The sequence below is a fragment of the Marinobacter mobilis genome (genome assembly GCF_900106945.1).
In the GTDB taxonomy this organism is placed as follows: Bacteria; Pseudomonadota; Gammaproteobacteria; order Pseudomonadales; family Oleiphilaceae; genus Marinobacter; species Marinobacter mobilis.
The window spans coordinates 88,895-107,834 of record NZ_FNNE01000002.1; the positions used below are offsets into that span (position 1 = coordinate 88,895).

Below are 18,940 nucleotides of genomic sequence, written 5' to 3' on the forward strand. Positions count from 1 at the left end.
CGAAGTCGATAATTTACGGGCAGAGAGGGCAGGGGCATACTCCATCACTCAGTGTATGTAAAAGGAGCAATGCCATGGCGATCCTGCCGTTCAAATCCAATCACGAGCCGCTGGCCTTTGACCTTGAGGGGCGGCGGGCACTGGTGATCACCACCAGCCAGCGTACGCTGGATACCCTTGATCCTGTGACCGGTGAGGTGCTGAAGCGTGGAAAGCCGACTGGCGTCTATGCGTCGGAAATGACTGAGCCCTACTATGTTTTCAAGGATTCCGGGCTTCATGTGGATCTGGCCAGTATCCAGGGCGGAGCTATTCCCATTGAGGCCCAGTCGTTATGGCTTCCGGTGCGGACCCGGTATGACAGCCGGTTTCTGAAAGACGAGGTTGCCCGCCATCAAGCTGAACATTCATTGTGTATTGCTGATGTTGATGTCGGGGATTACGACATCCTGTTCATGGCCGGCGGTTGGGGAGCGGCCTATGACCTGATGCAGAGTCCGGCACTGAATGCTCAGATCTCCCAGGCGTACGCCGAGGGCAAGGTTCTGGGCAGCGTCTGTCATGGTGCGCTGGGTTTTATCGGGGCGGTGAAACCGGATGGCAGCCCGTTGGTTGAGGGCGTGAAACTGACCGGCGTCACGAACCGGCAGCTCAAGGCGCTGGGGGTGACCCATACGCCAAAGCACCCGGAAACGGAGCTGCGCAATGCCGGGGCCAGCTACGAGTGGAGTCATCACCGAATCACAGACCTGTTTGCCAATCACATTGCTGTGGATCGTGAGCATGGCATTGTCTCGGCACAGAACCAGAAGGGCGGCGCAGAAGCCGCGGAACAGGCGCTGGCAATGCTGGCCCGACGACTCAGTCGCTGACGGTCAGCGGCAGGGCCGCGGCGAGACGGCCTGGCGGTGGAATGGCTATGCCTGGTTCTGACGCTGGCGGTATTCGCCCGGAGAACAGCCCATCCAGCGCCGGAAGGCTCGGGTAAAGCTGGCGGTGTCGTTATAGCCCAGGTGGATGGCGAGCTCGTCCAGTTTCATCTGGCTGCCATCGAGCATCTGCAGGGCGAGCTGGCGTCGTTCCTCTTCAACCAGGGCGCGGAAGCTGGTGCCCTCCTGATCGAGCCTGCGGCGCAGGCTTCGCGGTGACATGGACACGGCGCGGGCGACTTCATCCAGGGACGCCACCAGCCCGAGTGAACCGAGCAGTTGCTGGCGAACCTGACCCGCTACGTCGTCTGTATGCAGCCGCTGGAGCCGTTGCCGGCATTGATCGTCGAGCATGCGCACCAGGTGAGGGTCATAGGTCGGCAGTGGGCGGTCGGCATCGGCGCTGCGTACCAGGATGACGTTGCGGTCACTGTGATAGCGAGCCTTGAAACCGCACAGCTGTTCGACCTCACGGGCGTCGAATTCCGGGCCACGAAATTCAAGGCCAATGAGTTGCATGTGGGAAAGACTGAGCTCTTTCAGCAGGTTGATACCTGTGGCCATATCCCGGTCGCGGAGAAACTGGCGCAAGTGAGCGGGAATGGGTTCGGCATCCATACCGATACCAAAGCGACCGGGTTCATCGACCGGCACAATGCGGCAGTAGGCGGTGCTCAGCGGCAGGTAGCGTACCGCCAGGGTGACCGCTTCCCGCAGGGTCCGGCTGGTGCGCAGGGCAAACCCCCAGATGCCGAAGGTTGCCAGGTTGTACTGCTGGCCAAGGCGGAAACCGAGCGCGGGGTCATCAGGCAGGGCCAGCATGAGGTTCTCGATCAGCCGCATTTCCTGGCCGCGGGTGATCAGCGCCTCGCCATCCACCAGATCATTGAGGTTGATGCCGGTGCCTTGCAGGCAGGTATCCTGATCCACGCCCAGTGTGGCGGCGAAGCCGATCATGACCTGGGCGATGGTGACGGGATGGAGGATGTTTTCAAAGCTTGGCATGGCAGGCAGTCTATCCCGTCCCCGGGAGTTTGCACAGCCGTGCCTGAGCGTTGGCCGGATATGTCAGGCGAATGGCCATTGCAGCCCTGTCGATGTGGCCTTGCGGCGACTAGATTAGCAGTCAGACTCCCGACGTATCCGAGGTATCACATGTCACAGGATCTGGCTGTACTCAATAAACAGGCAATTGCCGCTGCCAAACAGTATATGGGCCATGTTGCCTGGGTCACGGTAGCCCTGACGCTATTGGTGGTCGGCGGGTTTGTGCTGAACCTGGCCCTCTTCGCTGCAGGGGCCTACGCCTGGTGGGTGGCGTTGCCAATTCTGGCCATACTGACGTATGCCTCCTATACGCCGCTGCATGAGGCCGCCCATGGCAATGTCCATGGCAGTCGGGATGGCCTGAAATGGCTCAATGATCTATGCGGCTATCTGGTGGCACCCATGATTGCCGTGCCCTATGCATCTCATCGCCATGAGCATTTTACCCACCACCGCTACACCAACCAGCCTGACAAGGACCCGGATTATGTGGTCAGCGGCATGTCGCGGGGGCCGGTGAGCTTTATCCTGACCGTTGTGAAATTCCTGTGGGTCCAGAACAGCTTTTTCGTCAAGCATCAGTGGGGCTCCGCATCGTTGAAAGATCGCGTTATTTTTTGCGCGGAAGTTCTGCTGTCTTTGGGCTGGCGGGTGGCATTCCTGGCACTCGTCGATCAGCCCGGTGCGGTGGCGGTAGTGCTGGTGGGCTACCTTGCCGGTGCCCTGTTCACGGCCTACTGGTTTGCCTATCGCCCCCATGTTCCGTATCAGGATTCGGCCCGTTATCGCAATACCAACAGCTTGATCATGCCGCGGTGGATGAAGCCTCTGGAATGGTTCTGGCTGGGGCAGAACCTGCACTCCATTCACCACCTGTTTCCGCGGGTTCCCTTTTACCGCTACCACGCCCTCCATCGTGACATTGAACCGGTCCTGCGTGCTCACGGTACGCCGATTGTCGGCATCTTCAGTCGCAAGTCGGTGTAAGCCCTGCGGCGAGTGCGTTGAAGGCGTACGGTCGGCTTTATGGTTGCGATTCGCTAGAATGTGATTGCCGACCCGGTGTCGGCGATCCACTCAACGAACCAGGAGTTGACCGTCTCGAATGTCCAGTGATCCTCTCAAGGCCCTGTCTGACATGGCCAGCGATGCCCACGCCCGAATTCAGGCGGCCCACCAGCATATTAATCCGGTGGTGAGTGTGCGCCGTGGTATGCGTGATGTTGGTATACCGGCGGATGCGATGACGTTCGACTGCCTGCGTACCCGCCGTCGCATTACCTTGATTCTCCACGACGAGCAGCCCGGGCTGTTGTTGTACCAGTTTGTGACCATCGACGATGAAGTGGCCGACGAGTTCCGCCAGATTGCGCTGGCTGAGGTCAGTGTCGATACCCTGGTGGAGTGGATGCAGAACTATTTCGGCGCTGATGCCTGAGGTCGGGTGCTGGCGGTGCTAACCGCCAATGAGCTGGCGCGGTATTCTTTCAGCCATGCTTTCAGTTCATGCAGCGGCAATGGATGGCAGAGCCAGAATCCCTGGATCTTGTCGCAGCCCATGGCACCGAGCAGACGGATCGTCTCTTCCTTTTCGACGCCTTCAGCCACCACTTCGTAGCCCAGGTTGTGGGCCATGTTGATGGACGTCTGGACGATCACTTTCGAGCCGTCGCTGTCATCGACGTCCAGAAGGAGGGAACGGTCCAGCTTGATCTCCGTCGCCGGCAGGCGTTTGAGATAGGACAGCGATGAATAGCCGCTGCCGAAATCGTCAATTGAGACCCTGAGGCCCGTGCCCGCGAGACTCTGCAGCGCCTCGAGACCGATGACAGGGTCCTCCATAGTGGCCGTTTCCGTCAATTCCAGGGTTAGCTGTCTGGCGTTGACCTTGTGCCGTGCCAGACTGGTCTCAATATGCTTCCTGAGTGCGTCGGATGCCAGATCGCGGGCGGAGATGTTGATTGAGACGCTGAGCTCGGGATCAGCGGCCAGAAGGGGGGCAAGGTCCCGGGCTCCCCGCTCAATGGCCCAGCGGGTGAGCTGGGTAACGACGCCGGTTTCTTCTGCCAGGGGAATGAAGTCACTCGGGCAGACAGCACCCCGCTCAGGGTGACGCCAGCGGATCAGAGCTTCCAGGCCGACAATGCGTCCGCTGCTCAGACAGGCCTTGGGCTGATAGTAGAGTTCGGTCTGATCGTTCTGAAGTGCTTCCCGCAGATCCGACATCAGGGTTAGCCGACTTTCACTGTAGATGTCGTGGGCTTTGGAATACAAACCGGTTTCGTGCTGACCGTGGGGCGTGATCTCCATGCCGACGTGGGCATTGCGGATCAGTTGGGCGGCATTGTCGCCATGGGCGGGATAACTGGCGGCACCATACCTGGGATGAAGTTCTATGGCCAGGTCATCTTGCAGCACGGGTTCCGACAACAGCTTGAGGGTGCTGTCCAGTCCCTGGAAATTATCGGCAACCCCGCTGGCATTGACCAGAATGCCAAAGGCGTCGCCTGACAGTTGATAAACACGTTCTTCCCGCCCCAGCTCGTCAGGGGAGCTCATCACAAATGGCAGTCCGGACGCCAGCAGACTCATCTGCTCGGCGAGACGTTTGAGCAGACGTTCGCTGCGAGTCAGGCCCAGTGTCCGGTTAATCTCATCCAGCCGGGTGATGCGGGCCACGCCGACCATATAGTGACCTCCCGGATTTTGCTGCAGCTCCCGGTTGACCATGAGTTCAAAGCGGTTGCGGTTGGGCAGGCCGGTGACCGGGTCATGAGTCATCGCTTGGGTCAGCTTCTGATGGGCCTCATTACGAGCTTCTTCCTGGCGCAGACGACCGGCCTGAGCGCTGATTTTCTCTTCCCGCTCCCGGTAAAGACGATCGGCCAGGGCGAGGGTCAGGATAAAGGCTTCCAGACCCGAGCCAATCTGCATGGCATTTTCGGTGAATATATTTTCCGGCAGAAGGCCTAACGCCCGCCCGGCGGTGGCCAGCACCCCAACGGTCAGAGGCGTCCAGGCGATCGTGAAGAAAGCGCCCGCGCGGACACCGGCAGCCCAGGAAACCGGGCCGGCAAGAAAGAGCAGCAGGAAGTAGATGATCGCGGACGTAGCTGACAACTTGACGGCGGCGTTGTAGCCCATGAACTGGGCGGCGATGAGGAAGAAAATCTCGAAAACGAGCATCATCCTCAGGGCTACGTCCATTTTTGGGGTGTAAGTCCTTGTTTTCAGAAGTTCGCGACAGAACAGAATGGAAAACAGTGCCAGTAAGGGCATCGATACCAGCAGCGCCCGAGCGTGGATGCCGGGGAACTGGGGGTAGAAGATCTGAAAACTGTAGCCCTTGATGGATGCGAAAAACAGAAGGTACCCGGCAATAGCCAGGGCGTAATACAGATACAGCTTCTCGCGCAGGGTCAGGAAAACCGCCAGGTTGATCAGCAGGATAACCGTCAGGCTGCCGTAGTAGAAAAAGTGAAGTTTCTGTTCGTTGGAGGCGGCGCCAAAGAAGTCGTTTTCACGCCAGAGTTGCAGCGGCAAAATCATCGAGCCCGCAGTCTTGACCCGGATATAGAGGATTTTCTGCTGCTCTGGATCAAGGTCGAACCGCAGCAGCATATTGGGGTGATCCACGTCCCTTGGGTAAAAGGGCAGAGTGTCGCCGGTGCGAAGCTCACGGACCTGCCGGTTCCCTGAGAAAACGTAGAAACGCACATCATCGAGCTGTGAATAGGCGAGCTCAGCCACCAGATTGGTATGCTCGCGGGTCTGGTTGCGGACCGCCACGCGCAGCCAGTAGGCCGACGGGGTGATGCCAAACGTAGCGCTGCCGGACTCCTCCAGTTGCCACTGGTTATCGGTGAGCGTCAGCACCCGGGCGATGTCGGCCTGGGCTTCCGCATCTTCCCAGTAGTGGAACAGGGAGGCCACCGGTGCGGTCCCGGTGACAGGGATCACGGGTAGCTCGGCCCTGGCCGATGCCGAGGCACACCAGAGTGTCAGTGCGAGTAACACACGAAGCATTTGGCAATACATCGTCGTCAGCCAGTCACAGGGGAGTCCGGGGCGTTCGGGTGCACAGAGCGTACTGATAGACCATCATTTGTATTTGGCTACCGATTACCGAGTCAAGGCGCATGCGTTTTCCGTTTGTTGTTATGATTCTTCGCAGTATTGAACATCCTATCGCCCTGTCCCCCTTAAATTGAACCTTTTTCATGTAGAAAATTGTGTATGACGGGCGCAGGGCGGTACCACGTGGAAGAGCCGGTTTGAAAACTCTGATTATTGTCCTGGTGGTGCTGTTTCTGGCGTTGCTGATCCTGGTGCCGGTACTGGAGAAACTGTCGGGCAAGGGGGGGTGGACGCCCAACCCCGGAATGACCCGGTGGATTTTCCCGCTGATGGCACTGGTGCTTCTGCTACAGTTGTTTCGGCATTATTTCGGTTAGCCCACTGGGGGCTGACCGCAGCTTTCCCCAAACTGATTGAACGAGGAGTCGTCATGTCCCAGAACACGGTATGGATCACCGGTGCATCGTCCGGCATAGGTGAAGCCCTGGCGCTGCGCTTTGCCCGGGCCGGTGCAAATGTTGTGCTTTCCGCCAGACGTGAAAACGAATTGCAGCGGGTGGCAGAGCGGTGCGGTGCCGACGACCGGGTGCTGGTGTTGCCGCTGGACGTCACGGACTGGGACGCCCTGCCTGCGGCGGTAGAGGCGGTTCTTGACCGTTTTGGTGCCATCGATCTGCTGGTCAATAACGCTGGCGTATCCCAGCGATCCCTGTGCAAGGATACGGATATGGCCGTCTACCGGCAGCTGATGGAGGTAGACGTGATGGGACAGATTGCCCTGACCAAGGCGGTGTTGCCTCACATGCTGGAACGGGGTTCGGGCCACTTGGCCGTGACCGCCAGTGTTGCCGGCAAGGTCGGCGTTCCTCTGCGTACCGGTTACTGTGCGGCCAAGCACGCGGTGATGGGGTTCTTTGATGCCCTGCGGGCGGAAGTGGAAGATCAGGGCATTGCCGTCTCCACCATTGTGCCGGGGTTTATCCAGACTGACGTGTCACGTAATGCGCTGTCAGCGGACGGCTCCGCTTTTGGCAAGGTCGACGAGGATATCGCCGATGGCATGGACGTCGACGAATGTGCCGAGGTGATCTTTAAGGGGCTTACGGCCGGCAAACGGGAGATCCCGGTAGGCAAGGGTAAAGAGATGGCGGCGCTCTGGATCAAGCGATTCACCCCTGAGCTGATGTTCCGCATTGCCCGCGCTCGCAGCTGACGACTGCACCCCGGTAAGTTGTTGATTCAATGCTGGACGCCAGGCCGAAAAGCTTAGTAACTGTCACGTAATGGAACCTTTTGCTGCCGTCGTTCGTTGAGGTTAATGCCATAACAACAAAAACGGACGACACTCTATGATCAATCGAACGTACGCATTCGGCGTTGCGGCAGCAACACTTTTGCTTTCCGGCTGCTTTGGCGGCGGCGGAGGCGGCGACAGCAGCCCCCAGGCAACACCACCTGTGACCGATAACCGGGTTGCGGTAGACCAGCAACTCTACCGGGCCACCCTGACCCGAACGTCCTTTGGAATCCCTCACATCAAGGCGGATGATTTCGCCGGCATGGGTTATGCCTATGGCTATGCCCAGGCTGAAGACAACCTGTGCCTGCTGGCGGAAGACACGCTCACCATCCGAGGCTTGCGGTCCCGCTATCTCGGTGCCGACGGGGTATTCAACATTCCTGCCAATGGCACCACCACCACCAACCTGAACGCCGACTTCTTCTGGCGTTTTGCGGCGACACCTGACGCCATTGCGCCGCTTAAAACGGAGAGTGACCCTGAGGTGCTCGAGGCCTCGTCGGGCTACGTCGATGGTTTCAACCGCTACCTCGAGGAAATCCGCTCCGGTGAGCATTCGGGCCGGCATCAGGCCTGTCGGGACGCCGACTGGCTGCTGCCGATGGAAGACGATGACATGTACCGCCGTTATTTCCGTCTGGCGGTGTTGGCGAGTTCCTCGGTATTTGTCGAAGGCATTGCCACCGCTGCGCCCCCGGCATTGCCCGACCTGAACCTGCCGGTCGCTGAGGATCTCTTGACGCAGCTCGAAGCCGCAGGCGCAGGAGACAGTGAACCGCTGCCGTTCCCGCTGGGCGAATTATCGATCGGCAGTAACATGTACGGTCTGTCGGCGGGCGCGAGCCAGACCGGAGAGTCCATCCTCTTCGGCAACCCTCATTTTCCCTGGCAAAAAACCGAGCGCCTGTACCTGGCGCACCTGAAGGTGGGTGATGATGCCGAAATCATGGGGGCAGCGCTGTATGGCTTGCCGGCGGTGCTGATCGGGTTCAACGAGCACTTTGCCTGGAGCCATACGGTCTCTACGGCGTACCGCTTCACGTTTTATGAGTTAACCCTGAATCCGCTCAATCCGACCCAGTACTTGTATGAGGGTGAGTACATCGACATGACCCGGGAAGAGGTGTCGGTGGACAAGCTGGAGGCCGATGGTTCTGTCACTACCGAGACCCGGACCCTGTATCGCTCCAAGTATGGCCCGATGCTGAATTTCTCCGTGTCCGGGGTGCCGGTACTGAACTGGTCTTCGCTCAAGGCCTACACCCTGCGGGATGCCAACGCGGAAAATTCCCGCCTGCTTAACCAGTTCTTCCGCTGGAACCGGGCCGACAGTTTCGAGGAGTTCGTCAGTCTCCATGGCAGCGTACTGGGCGTTCCCTGGGTCAATACGGTGGCAACCGGTCCGGGCAAGCAGGCCTATTACGGCGACCTGACGGTGGTGCCGAACGTTCCGGATGCTAAAGTCACTGAATGTACGACGGCGCTGTCACCGGTCTTTGATCAGCTCGCCACTGGGTTGCCTGTCCTCGACGGTTCCCGGGCTGCGTGTGAGTGGGATTCCGATGCCGATGCCCCGGCTGAGGGGGTCTTTGGTCCGGGCAACCTGCCGTCAATGCTGCGTGACGACTGGGTGCATAACTGCAACGACAGCTACTGGATCACGAACCCGGACCAGCCGCTGACCGGCTTCGCCGCTATCATTGGTGATGAAGAAACGCCCCGTACCCTGCGTACCCGCAAATGCATGCAGCAGGTGATCCAGCGTCTGGACGGCAGCGATGGCTTGCCGGGCGGTACAGGTTTTGACCTGGCGAACCTGCAGCAAACGGTACTGAGCAGCGAACTGTTGTCAGAACAGATGGCGCGCCAGCAAGTACTGGATGCTTATTGCCCCCTGGGTACCCTGATGAGCAGCAGCGGTTCGCCAGTGAATATCACCGAGGCCTGCGAGGTGTTGAGTGCCTGGGACGGTACCCACAACGTGACGTCAGTGGGTGGTCATATCTGGCGGGAGTTCTGGCGTAACCTGAACCCGTTACCGGTGGAGTCTCCGGACAAGTGGCTGACGCCGTTCGATCCGGCCGACCCGGTCAATACACCGGCCAACCTCAATGTACTCAGCCCGCTGGTGCAGGCGGCCTTCGCCGACGGAGTTAAAAGGATCCAGGATTCTCCCATTGCCATGGATGCCACCATGGGGGATATCCAGGTCTCGGGTATCCATGAGACGCCCATTCCGGTGTTTGGTGGTGAGGGCTTTGAAGGTAGCTTCACCATTGCGAGCAGCCGTTCCGATGACCTCAGCGACGGAACCTACGATGTGACATTTGGCAACAGTTACATCCAGACGGTGACCTGGCGTGAGGACGGGACGCCGCTGGCGGAAGGTTTCGTGACCTATTCCCAGTCCACCGATCCGGCTTCGCCCTGGTTCAGTGACATGACCGAAGCCTACTCGCAGAAACGCTGGATCCGCTTCCCGTGGACCGACCGCGAAATTGCGGCAGATCCTAACCAGGTTCGCTATCAGCTGGTTGAGCTGGCTATTCCATAAACAGCCTTCGAGCTGACATAAGGCGCCGATTGCCGGGTCACCAGGCAATCGGCGTACTCTTCATTCAGGGGCCCGCGTTCCACGCCGGCCCCTTCTTCATGCGGGTAAGCTTGGTATTATCCTTAACCGGACAGATGCGCAGCAGCGAATGAACCGGTAAGGTACGGGAAATCCTGCGATGACTTAACAACAACGAGAGGAATGGCCAATGTCAGAACTGGTGACTTACCAACTCGAAGACGGCGTGGCGATACTGACCCTGAACAATGGCAAGGTCAACGCTATCAGTCATGAAGCCCTGGCGGCTCTTAACAGTGCCCTCGACCGGGCAGAACAGGACCAGGCTGTGGTTGTAATGACCGGCCAGCCCGGGATTTTCTCCGGCGGCTATGACCTGAAGGAAATGCAGAAAGGTGTGGCTGAGGCTCTGGCGTTGGTGAAGGTGGGCTCGGAGATGCTCCGTCGTCTCTCCACGTTTCCGTTCCCGGTTATAGCCGCCTGCAGTGGTCACGCCATTGCCCAAGGCGCGTTCATTCTGCTCGCCTCCGACTACCGCCTTGGCGTACAGGGCAGCTTTAAACTTGGGCTCAACGAGGTTGCGATTGGGATGACCATGCCACACATCCTTATTGAGGTTGCCCGGCAGCGGCTGGCCCCGGCGCACTTCCATCGTGCGGTGTGCACGGCCGAGATCTACGGCCCAGAGGGCGCTGTCGACGCAGGTTTCCTTGATGAACTGACTGCCCCCGAGGAGCTGCTGTCGAGGGCGAAGGCTCAGGCGAAGCAATTCCAGTCTCTGAACATGACGGCGTTCCGCCAAACCAAGCTCCGGGTCAATGCCGGATACCTGGCGTTGCTGGATGAGTGTATGGCAAAGGACTTTGCAGGCCCTGGCCTGTAGGGCCGCCGGCGGGCTTTCACCGCAGGTGTCGGGGTCTTCAATATGACAGTTTCAGGAGTTTGATCCATGGCGTTTGAAATTTATCAGGACATCGGTCATGACATTATCCGGATAGACACCGGCATGGTGCGAGAAGGCCTGGCGGCCTGCTACCTGCTGAAAGGGGGCGATGACTACGCCGTCATCGAGACCGGCACCCATAACACCGTGCCGAGAATCCTGGCGCTGCTGGACGACAAGGGCATCGGGCCCGGGCAGGTCAAGTTTGTGATTCCCACCCACGTACACCTGGATCATGCGGGTGGCGTTGGCGGACTGATGCAGGCATTGCCCAACGCCACCCTGCTGATTCACCCCAGAGGCGCCCGGCATATGATCGATCCTTCCAGATTGAAGGCCGGTTCACTGGCGGTGTATGGCGAGCAACTGTTCGCCACCATCTACGGTGACGTCATTCCGGTCGAGGAGTCCCGGGTGCGGATCATGGAAGACGGTGATGAGGTTGCGGTGGGGGACCGACGTCTGGTGTTCTACGATACGCCTGGCCACGCCCGCCATCATTTCTGCGTCTACGATCCGGCGTCAGACGGCATCTTCAGCGGAGATACCTTCGGTCTCAGCTATCCGTCGCTCACCACGGAAAACGGTCCGTTTATCCTGCCTACTACCACACCGGTGCAGTTTGACCCTGAGGCACTCAAAGACTCGATCCGAAAACTGCTGGCACTGCAGCCGGAGCGCATGTACCTGACCCACTACGGGTGTGTGGAGCACCCTGCGGTCCTGGGGGAGCGACTGCTGTCCATGGTGGATGACTTTGTCGCCCTGGCCGAAGACGTTGCCAGTACCACGGAGGGGGACGCACTCGAGGCGGGGCTGATGACCGCAATGACCGAATACCTGGGCCGGTGCCTTGAGGCGCATGGCTGTCAGTTGTCGAAGGCCCAGCTGCAAACCGCGCTGGGTATGGATATCCAGCTCAACAGTCAGGGGCTGGCTGTGTGGCTGCGGTCACGGGCGGTCAGCTGATGATCATGCAGGGGCGGGGCGGCTGCTTTCTCATCCCGACTCGGCGCTTCGCCGCAGGGGCCTGACTATTTCCAGTCTTCGTCCTTCGGTTCACGGGCTTCAAGTTCTGCCTGACGTTTGCGGATTTTCTCCAGCGTGTCATCGGAAAGGCGATGGCTGTGAGCGGAATCCCACAGCAGGAAGAGACTGCCGACGATCATGCCGAGGGCAACGAGTAAAATGATCCATCCGCTGATGGGCATGGCGGGAACTCCCTGGTTAATCCTGTATGGCTTATAGTGAATCACCGTATCCCTGATCGACAACCGGTGACCGGAACGAATCTTATGTCCTTTAACCACATTTACGATATGGCAGTGGCCCGCAAAGGCGGTGAAGCTGCATTGCAGGCGCTGTTACCGGACGTGGCGGCCCCGGGGGTGTTGAGTGAAACCAGTGATGACCGCTACCTCTCAGCACTGACCCGTTGTGTGTTCAACGCCGGCTTTGTCTGGCGGGTGATTGAGAACAAATGGCCGGGTTTCGAGGCCGCCTTTGAAGGCTTTGTACCGCTTTACTGGCAGCAGGTGCCACCGGAAGTGCTGGAACGGCTGGCCAGCGATGAACGTATTGTCCGCAATATGCAGAAGATCCGCACGGTGCCGGACAATGCGCGGATGGTCGTCGATGCAGCCCGTGAGCACGGGAGTTTCGGTGCATTTCTGGAGCAATGGACGTCGGCCGATCAGATCGGGCTGCTGCAGTGGCTGAAGCGCAACGGTGCCCGACTGGGCGGTAACACGGCCCAGTATTTCCTGCGCCAGGTAGGTTGGGATGGCTTCGTACTGTCGCGGGACGTAATCGCCGGTCTGCGCAGAGAAGGGCTACTGGATGCCAGCCCCTCCAGCAAAAAGGGACTGGAGCAGACCCAGAAAGCATTCAATGATTGGCATCGGCAGAGTGGAATGCCCTACAGCCATCTGTCCAGGATCCTCGCTTACAGTGTGGGCGACTAAGCGTATACCTGGCTTTTGTTCTGACGGTATTCGCTGGGTGTCAGACCGGTCCAGCGTTTGAAAGCCTTGCGGAAGTTGGCCGCTTCAGAAAAGCCCACCTGGGCGGCGACTTCCTCGACGGGCAGGTCTGGCTGATCGAGGAACTGTTTGGCCAGGGTGCAGCGAATCTCATCCACTACCGCCTGATAGCTTCTGTTCTCCGTGGCAAGTTGCCGGTGCAGGGTGCGTGTCGACATGCCAACCTGTTGGGCCAAATCCTCCGCCGACGGAAACTTCCCGCGCTGACTCAGGCACACCTTCCGAATCTGCTCAACAAGCTTGGAATCGGTCGGGAGGCTGGCCATCAGCTGGTCGCAGAGGTCTGCGGTGATAGAGGCGGTAATCGGATTGGCATTGGGGCAGGACTCGGCGAGTATACTGGCCTCAAAACGCCATTCCATAATGTCGCTGCTAAACGTCACCGGGCAGCCGAAGACTTCCTCGTAACGCTGCCAATACTCTGGTGCGGGATACGGCAGATGCAGGCTTTTGGACGGCAGGTTGTCCTCAAGAATCCAGTACGCGAGTTTCTGGATGGATGTCAGCCAGAACTCTGTGGCCATCGGCAGCAAGTCACCCAAGGGCATCATCTAAAGCCCGGTAAATACCCCTTCATCGCCTTCGAGATGGAACGATTTCTCAAACACGGGGCCCAGCAATCGAACGTGCCGTACGCCAAAGTCAACGGCTTCGCCAAAGGTGCGGCTGCTCAGCACAGCATAGCCATAGATCCCGAAATCACTGATTCGTTGATGTTGTCCTGCAAGCAAGGCGCTGTCGGGCTTGACCATGGATTGCTGCATGTTCCGGAAAATCTGGACTTTCTGCTGGTGCGAAATACGGGTGTTGGGATCGTTGATTGTTGCTAAAGACAGGTCCGTTCCTGTCAGCAGCCTGGCGGGGTCAACCCCTTGTGCGTCAAGTTCCTTTACCAGTGCCGACAGGCCCAGGGTGCTGTACTGCCGCACCTGGAGATCACGCCCATATGAGCCTTTTATTATTGTGTTCATGGTTCGCTGTCCTGTTGCGCTATGGCCGAAATTAACCCCCTGGGGGACAGTTTTCAACCTCGTCGGTGCGGGGCGCTGGAAGAATGCTGTGGTGAAGACCCGGTTGCCGTTTCCGGGGGCGAAGGCGACGCAGCGCGCACGTTCTCCGGGCCCGCCGGCATCAGAACGTGCGTGCAAACATCCGTAGTGCGGCTCTGCGAATTGCCAATGGCAGAGTTTCAATGCCGGCCACCCGGGCATGCTTTCCTGCACGACATGCCCTTCGGTGGCTCTGGCCATTCAGGTGTGGGTTCGTACCCCGGCCGTCAGATTCAGCGCCTTGCGTTAAGGCTGTGCCTGGGTAAGAACGGACCTTGTTGTGATGACTGCCGTTCAGGTGGTCATTCGGAGAGGTGTTGGCGCATTTGGGCCGCAGCCTGCAGCATCAGGGCTTCCTCAGCACTGCTCGGCGTCATGGCTGATGCCTGCTCCAGCAGTTCCCGGGCGGCTTCCTGGCCATCATCGTCATACACTTTCAGCTTGGCCCGTGCGTACTCGTAGTAAACGCCCGGATAGTCGGGGGTAAGTTGCAGCGCCTGCTGGAACAGGGACTCCATGGTCGAGGCCTTGGCTCCGTACGTCATGCGGGCAACGAATCCTCCGGCTTTCTCAATGATGCCGGACTGAACGCCTGCCATCAGGGTGATGGCGTAGATGTTGTTGGGGTCTTCGTCCAGCAGCTCCTCCAGGTTTTCCAGAACATCGGAGGTAAAGCCGGTGCCCATGGCTTCAGTCGCGGACAGGCCTTCCAGAATGCGAGCCTTGCCGTAGGCGCGACCAAAGCGGATCATGGGATGATCCGGTGCCATCGGGAGTATTTCGTTGGTGCGGCTGACCACTTCTTCCAACAGGGTCCGGCGCTCTGCTTCATCCTTCACAATCAGGGTCGCGTACAACGCCTGGGCATAGAGCCCGGGGAAATAACCGGCCGGGCCCAGGTTGAGGCCCAGATCGCGGGCCTCACGGAACTGGCCGTTGAACAGCAGGCTCCAGGCGCGGCGAAGCTCGGTGGCATAGGCGTCAAAATGATCGCTCAGTTCGCCCTCGCTGAGATGGGCCAGCTGCGGTTGTGATGCCGCGACTGACTGGAGGTGGGTCCGGGTATAGTCGTACAGGTCGGGCCAGCGTTCGGCGTCGGCCTTCAGGCTCTGTGCGGTTGGCAGTGGGCCGCGAAAACCATCGGTTAATGCCTGCCAGTGTTCACCCAGGTTCTGTTCACTGTATGCGAAGCGGGTCAGCTCTGGCGGATAGGGTTGCCAGCGCTCACCGGCAACGGCGTGAATGCCGAAAAACAGGCAGGCGGTAAACATCAAAAACTTCACACGCATGAGGGCTGTCCTCTTGTTATTTTGCAGGGCGGATGGCTTGGCCAGCAAGAAGAACACAGACTGGTCGGGCAGACATTGGCAGTAATGGCGTTGGTCATTGCAACACAGCCAGTTGGAGCAGGATTATGGCCGCTTCCGTTTTTGTCCATGGCGGCATGTTAATCTGGGGCTCTCAAACCCTTCACGCATATTCCTGAAAAAAGGTTCCGTCCATGCGCAGCATGTCCAGCGACATCGTTGCAAGGCCCATTAACTGGTCCGTGCTGAAAACCCTGTTCCCCTACCTGCTTGAGTTCCGGGTCCGCATTGCCCTTGCGGTGTTGTGCCTGGTTCTGGCCAAGCTCGCCAGTGTCGGGCTGCCGTTTATCCTCAAATACATTGTGGATGATCTGGATGCGGCGGGGGCCAGCCAGCTGTTGACCCTGCCCTTGGGGTTGCTGCTCGCTTACGGTGTGGTGCGCTTTTCCAATGTACTGTTCGGGGAGTTGCGGGACACCCTGTTTGGGCGGGTGACGGAAAGGGCCATGCGCAGGGTAGGGCTGGCGGTGTTCCAGCATCTGCATGCGCTGGATCTGGACTTTCATCTCAACCGGCGCACTGGAGGCCTGTCCCGGGATATTGAACGCGGGACCAATGGGATCAGCTTCCTGCTGCGCTTCATGGTGTTCAATATCCTGCCGACCCTGCTGGAAATTGGCATGGTGATCGGCCTGCTGCTGTGGAACTACGACGTCTGGTTCGCCGTCATTGTCGCGATGTCCGTGGTGGCCTATGTGGGCTTTTCGGTGCTGGCCACCGAATGGCGGCTGGTCTTCATTCGTGAAGCCAACGAAGCGGAATCCTCCAGCAGTACCCGGGCCATCGACAGCCTGCTCAATTACGAGACCGTGAAGTACTTCACCAATGAACGCTTTGAGGCTGACAATTACGACGAAAACCTGGCCCGGTGGGAGCAGGCCCGGCGCAAGAACCGGCTGTCGCTGTTTGCCCTCAATGGCGGTCAGTCACTCATCATTGCTGCGGCCGTGACCGCCGCCATGGTGCTGGCGGCGGTCAGAGTCACCGATGGCAGCATGACCATCGGTGATTTCGTGCTGATCAATGCGTTTATGATGCAGGTGTTCATGCCGCTGAATTTTCTCGGCTTTGTGTACCGGGAAATGAAAGGGGCGATGACCAATATCGAGAATATGTTTGGCCTGTTGCAGGTGCGCCCGAAGGTGGCGGACCCTGACGGTGCGGCCGAGTTGCAGGTGACGAAAGGCGAGATCGAGTTTCGGGACGTACGCTTTGCCTACAGCGAGACCCGCGAGATCGTTCGTGGCGCCAGCTTTCGTGTGCCGTCGAGACAGAAGGTGGCTATTGTCGGCAGCAGCGGGGCAGGTAAGTCCACGCTGTTCAAGCTGCTGTTCCGATTCTACGACGTCAGCGGGGGCGAGATCTGCATAGATGGCCAGAGGATCGATCGGGTCAGCCAGACTTCCCTGCGCCGCCAGATTGGCGTGGTGCCCCAGGATACCGTGTTATTCAACACCAGCATTTTCGAGAATGTCCGCTACGGTCGCATCGATGCCAGTGACGATGAGGTCTGGGAAGCCATTCGCCTGGCCTATCTGGCCGAGTTCATTGCGGAGTTGCCGGACAAGGAAAATACCCGGGTCGGTGAGCGCGGACTCAAACTCTCCGGTGGCGAGAAACAGCGGGTCTCAATTGCCCGGGCGTTGCTCAAGCAGCCACCGATCATGGTGTTCGATGAAGCCACGTCCTCGCTGGACAGCCATTCCGAGAAGGTCATCCTGCAGGCCATTCGCGACATTTCCCACCACCAGACCACGCTGGTCATTGCCCATCGCCTGTCCACCATCATGGATGCCGACCGTATTGTCGTGCTGGACCGGGGCCGGGTTGCAGAAGAGGGCAGTCACAGTGAACTGCTGGCTCTTGGTGGGCTCTATGCCCACCTTTGGGAAGTTCAGCAGCAGGAGCGGGAGGATGCCCCCGGGGTGCCCTGACCGGGTGAGGCAAGTGGCGATTTTGGTGCCCCCGGGGCCTATCTGCACTGCCAATGGGCGGAATGGCAATCTGACCTGATTTGCCACGCGCTCTGACCTCATCTGCTGCCCTGTCCGCTGGCCCCGGCCCCATACTCTGTCGCGCATAGGAGCGTATCCAGCGGAAGTTTCCCGCCATGAGGACAGAGCGATGACGACACACGAAAGGCAGCCGGCGCCGGCTGAACAATCCCCGAACGAACCGGGCCCCGCCGCAACCTGCGCACAGGACTCCAGCGCAGTAGTTTCTCCGGTGGAGTCCGGCGGCGGCAGCCTGCTGCCGTTATCGGAACAGCTGGCAGGTCAGCGTTTTGCCCGTGACATCAACGCCAAGATTGATGATGTGGAGGACCAGGTCCAGTTCCTGGTGGCAGCGTTTTCCCGTTCTCAGCAAGCGCTGAAGGGCGTGATGGCTGATATGCAGTCCCAGGCGAAAGCAATGACATCGGAAATCGAGCGTGTCATGGGGCTGGTCAGTGACGCTTCGGGGGTGCAGGAGGCGCGGGTGGCGCAGTTGGAGGAGCGTCTTAAGTCCTCGGTCAGCGCACTGAATGAGTGTCTTGCCAGCGTGGATGATCAGCTCCAGGCGCACCAGGGTGACATCGCTCAGGTCAAGCTGGAGGTGGATGATTCCCACGCTCGTCTGGTGAACCGGATTCAGACCCTGGAAACCGACATCACCAACAACCTTGAGGATCTGGCGCGGCAGGACGCACGCCATGAAACTGCATTGTCAGCACTGGCTGAGGAAGCTCGCCGTGGTTTTGCTGCCCGCGAACAGGCGCATTCAGAGCTGAAGATGGTGCAGCAGGACCAGCTGGGCAACCAGCAGGCGATGGCAGACCACCTGGCCAGTTTGCAGAGCCAGACCGACACCCAGGCTGACGGGCTGGCGTTGCTGGAAACCGAAACCGAGGACTACCAGCGCCAGAATCGCAGGGATCTTCGTCTGTTTGCCGGTATCAGTGCGGCCGTCGCGGCGGTGTTTGCCGGCGTGCTGATTTATCTGGAGCATTCACCGTCAAGGGACGCCGGGCAGTTGCAGGCGCAACTCTCAGCGATGGATGCTCAGGTTGGCGAACTGGAAGCCTCGGCGGCCGCGTCCGAGCAGCAGTTTGTGTTCGTTGCAGCAAACCAGCAGGGCTCAGTGGCAAAGCTGGACGATCTGGAGTCCCGTTTTGGCGGTCTGGAGCGTGCGGTCATTGCGGCAGGCCAGCTGCATGCGGATGAGTCAGAAAACCTGGCCGCCATTGCCAGTAAGGTTGCGGCTCTTGAATTGAGTCTTTACGGCGAGGCAGAGGAAAGCCCATTGGCGACACCGGCGCTGACCATCGAAACGAGCGACTGGGTGGCCGAGCGTGATCCGGGGCATTACAGCATTCAGTTGCTGGGGGCTTATCGTGAGGGTTCGATCATCGCCTACGCCAACGAGAATGCCCGGGTGCTCGGTCAGTATCCGTTGTCAGCCACCCAGAGCGAATACCGTGGACGGAGCTGGTACAACCTGTTCTACGGCGACTTTGCGACGTTCAGCGAAGCTCTGTCAGCACTTGATGCCCTGCCTCCAGGCCTGCGGGATAACGGTCCCTGGATTCGCACCCTATCGTCCATTCAGGCTTCTGCTCAGCAGTAACTCGGCGC

Annotated in this window: 16 protein-coding genes and 1 pseudogene; 11 read left to right on the plus strand and 6 right to left on the minus strand. The window is 59.2% G+C overall.

From position 1 onward, the window contains the following. The first annotated feature begins 74 nt into the window (after positions 1-74). Positions 75-872 carry a type 1 glutamine amidotransferase domain-containing protein gene (locus BLV11_RS02945; RefSeq protein ID WP_091811466.1) on the plus strand — a complete coding sequence of 266 codons (798 nt, stop codon included), beginning with the start codon at positions 75-77 and terminating at the stop codon, positions 870-872. Positions 873-917: 45 nt separating this feature from the next. Here the strand turns inward: BLV11_RS02945 and BLV11_RS02950 are convergent, their stop codons facing one another. Next, positions 918-1,934, minus strand: a complete 1,017-nt coding sequence (locus BLV11_RS02950) for an AraC family transcriptional regulator (protein WP_091811467.1) — start codon at positions 1,932-1,934, stop codon at positions 918-920. Between the two features lie 150 nt (positions 1,935-2,084). Here BLV11_RS02950 and BLV11_RS02955 point away from each other — a divergent pair, with 150 nt between their 5' ends. Together BLV11_RS02955 and BLV11_RS02960 are read left to right on the plus strand one after the other, a co-directional pair. Next, positions 2,085-2,963 (plus strand): fatty acid desaturase family protein, encoded by an 879-nt coding sequence (locus tag BLV11_RS02955; protein ID WP_091811468.1) that lies wholly within the window; start codon positions 2,085-2,087, stop codon positions 2,961-2,963. A gap of 118 nt (positions 2,964-3,081) precedes the next feature. Beyond that, positions 3,082-3,414, plus strand: a complete 333-nt coding sequence (locus tag BLV11_RS02960; RefSeq protein WP_091811469.1) for a hypothetical protein — start codon at positions 3,082-3,084, stop codon at positions 3,412-3,414. On the opposite strand, the gene BLV11_RS02965 is transcribed toward BLV11_RS02960, so the two are convergent. After that, entirely contained in the window at positions 3,393-6,002 is a 2,610-nt protein-coding gene (locus BLV11_RS02965; protein ID WP_245725895.1) for an EAL domain-containing protein, read from the minus strand. The two genes, BLV11_RS02960 and BLV11_RS02965, sit on opposite strands and share 22 nt — an antisense overlap. A gap of 248 nt (positions 6,003-6,250) precedes the next feature. Between BLV11_RS02965 and BLV11_RS02970 the strand changes: the two genes are divergently transcribed. From BLV11_RS02970 to BLV11_RS02990, 5 genes are all read left to right on the plus strand, one after another. Beyond that, a complete protein-coding gene (locus BLV11_RS02970) occupies positions 6,251-6,430 on the plus strand; it encodes a hypothetical protein (RefSeq protein ID WP_091811471.1) in 180 nt (59 codons plus the stop codon). Positions 6,431-6,483: 53 nt separating this feature from the next. Next, positions 6,484-7,266 carry an SDR family oxidoreductase gene (locus tag BLV11_RS02975; RefSeq protein WP_091811472.1) on the plus strand — a complete coding sequence of 261 codons (783 nt, stop codon included), beginning with the start codon at positions 6,484-6,486 and terminating at the stop codon, positions 7,264-7,266. A 136-nt stretch (positions 7,267-7,402) separates the two neighbouring features. Next, the gene (locus tag BLV11_RS02980; protein WP_091811473.1) at positions 7,403-9,907 is read left to right on the plus strand and encodes a penicillin acylase family protein; all 2,505 of its coding nucleotides are present in this window, start codon (positions 7,403-7,405) and stop codon (positions 9,905-9,907) included. Between the two features lie 208 nt (positions 9,908-10,115). Then, positions 10,116-10,808 (plus strand): crotonase/enoyl-CoA hydratase family protein, encoded by a 693-nt coding sequence (locus BLV11_RS02985; RefSeq protein ID WP_091811474.1) that lies wholly within the window; start codon positions 10,116-10,118, stop codon positions 10,806-10,808. A gap of 66 nt (positions 10,809-10,874) precedes the next feature. After that, positions 10,875-11,837, plus strand: coding sequence for an MBL fold metallo-hydrolase (locus tag BLV11_RS02990; RefSeq protein WP_091811475.1), 963 nt, complete (start codon positions 10,875-10,877; stop codon positions 11,835-11,837). A gap of 65 nt (positions 11,838-11,902) precedes the next feature. Here BLV11_RS02990 and BLV11_RS02995 read toward each other — a convergent pair whose 3' ends face one another. Beyond that, the gene (locus BLV11_RS02995; protein ID WP_091811476.1) at positions 11,903-12,079 is read right to left on the minus strand and encodes a DUF2897 family protein; all 177 of its coding nucleotides are present in this window, start codon (positions 12,077-12,079) and stop codon (positions 11,903-11,905) included. 84 nt (positions 12,080-12,163) lie between these two features. Between BLV11_RS02995 and BLV11_RS03000 the strand changes: the two genes are divergently transcribed. Next, entirely contained in the window at positions 12,164-12,832 is a 669-nt protein-coding gene (locus BLV11_RS03000) for a DNA-3-methyladenine glycosylase I (protein ID WP_091811477.1), read from the plus strand. Here the strand turns inward: BLV11_RS03000 and BLV11_RS18450 are convergent. The 3 genes and pseudogenes from BLV11_RS18450 to BLV11_RS03015 form a co-directional block, all read right to left on the minus strand. Next, positions 12,829-13,272, minus strand: a complete 444-nt coding sequence (locus BLV11_RS18450) for a helix-turn-helix domain-containing protein (RefSeq protein ID WP_342707414.1) — start codon at positions 13,270-13,272, stop codon at positions 12,829-12,831. The genes BLV11_RS03000 and BLV11_RS18450 overlap by 4 nt on opposite strands. Beyond that, positions 13,249-14,160, minus strand: a pseudogene (locus tag BLV11_RS18280) (AraC family transcriptional regulator); the annotation flags it as partial. The gene BLV11_RS18450 and the pseudogene BLV11_RS18280, both read right to left, overlap by 24 nt. Before the next feature lie 101 nt (positions 14,161-14,261). Continuing rightward, on the minus strand, positions 14,262-15,248 hold the full coding sequence (locus BLV11_RS03015; protein WP_091811480.1) for a tetratricopeptide repeat protein: 987 nt from the start codon (positions 15,246-15,248) through the stop codon (positions 14,262-14,264). A gap of 212 nt (positions 15,249-15,460) precedes the next feature. Between BLV11_RS03015 and BLV11_RS03020 the strand changes: the two genes are divergently transcribed. Then, a complete protein-coding gene (locus BLV11_RS03020; protein WP_091811481.1) occupies positions 15,461-17,260 on the plus strand; it encodes an ABCB family ABC transporter ATP-binding protein/permease in 1,800 nt (599 codons plus the stop codon). Between the two features lie 190 nt (positions 17,261-17,450). Further along, on the plus strand, positions 17,451-18,932 hold the full coding sequence (locus BLV11_RS03025; RefSeq protein ID WP_091811482.1) for an SPOR domain-containing protein: 1,482 nt from the start codon (positions 17,451-17,453) through the stop codon (positions 18,930-18,932). Positions 18,933-18,940 lie beyond the last annotated feature (8 nt).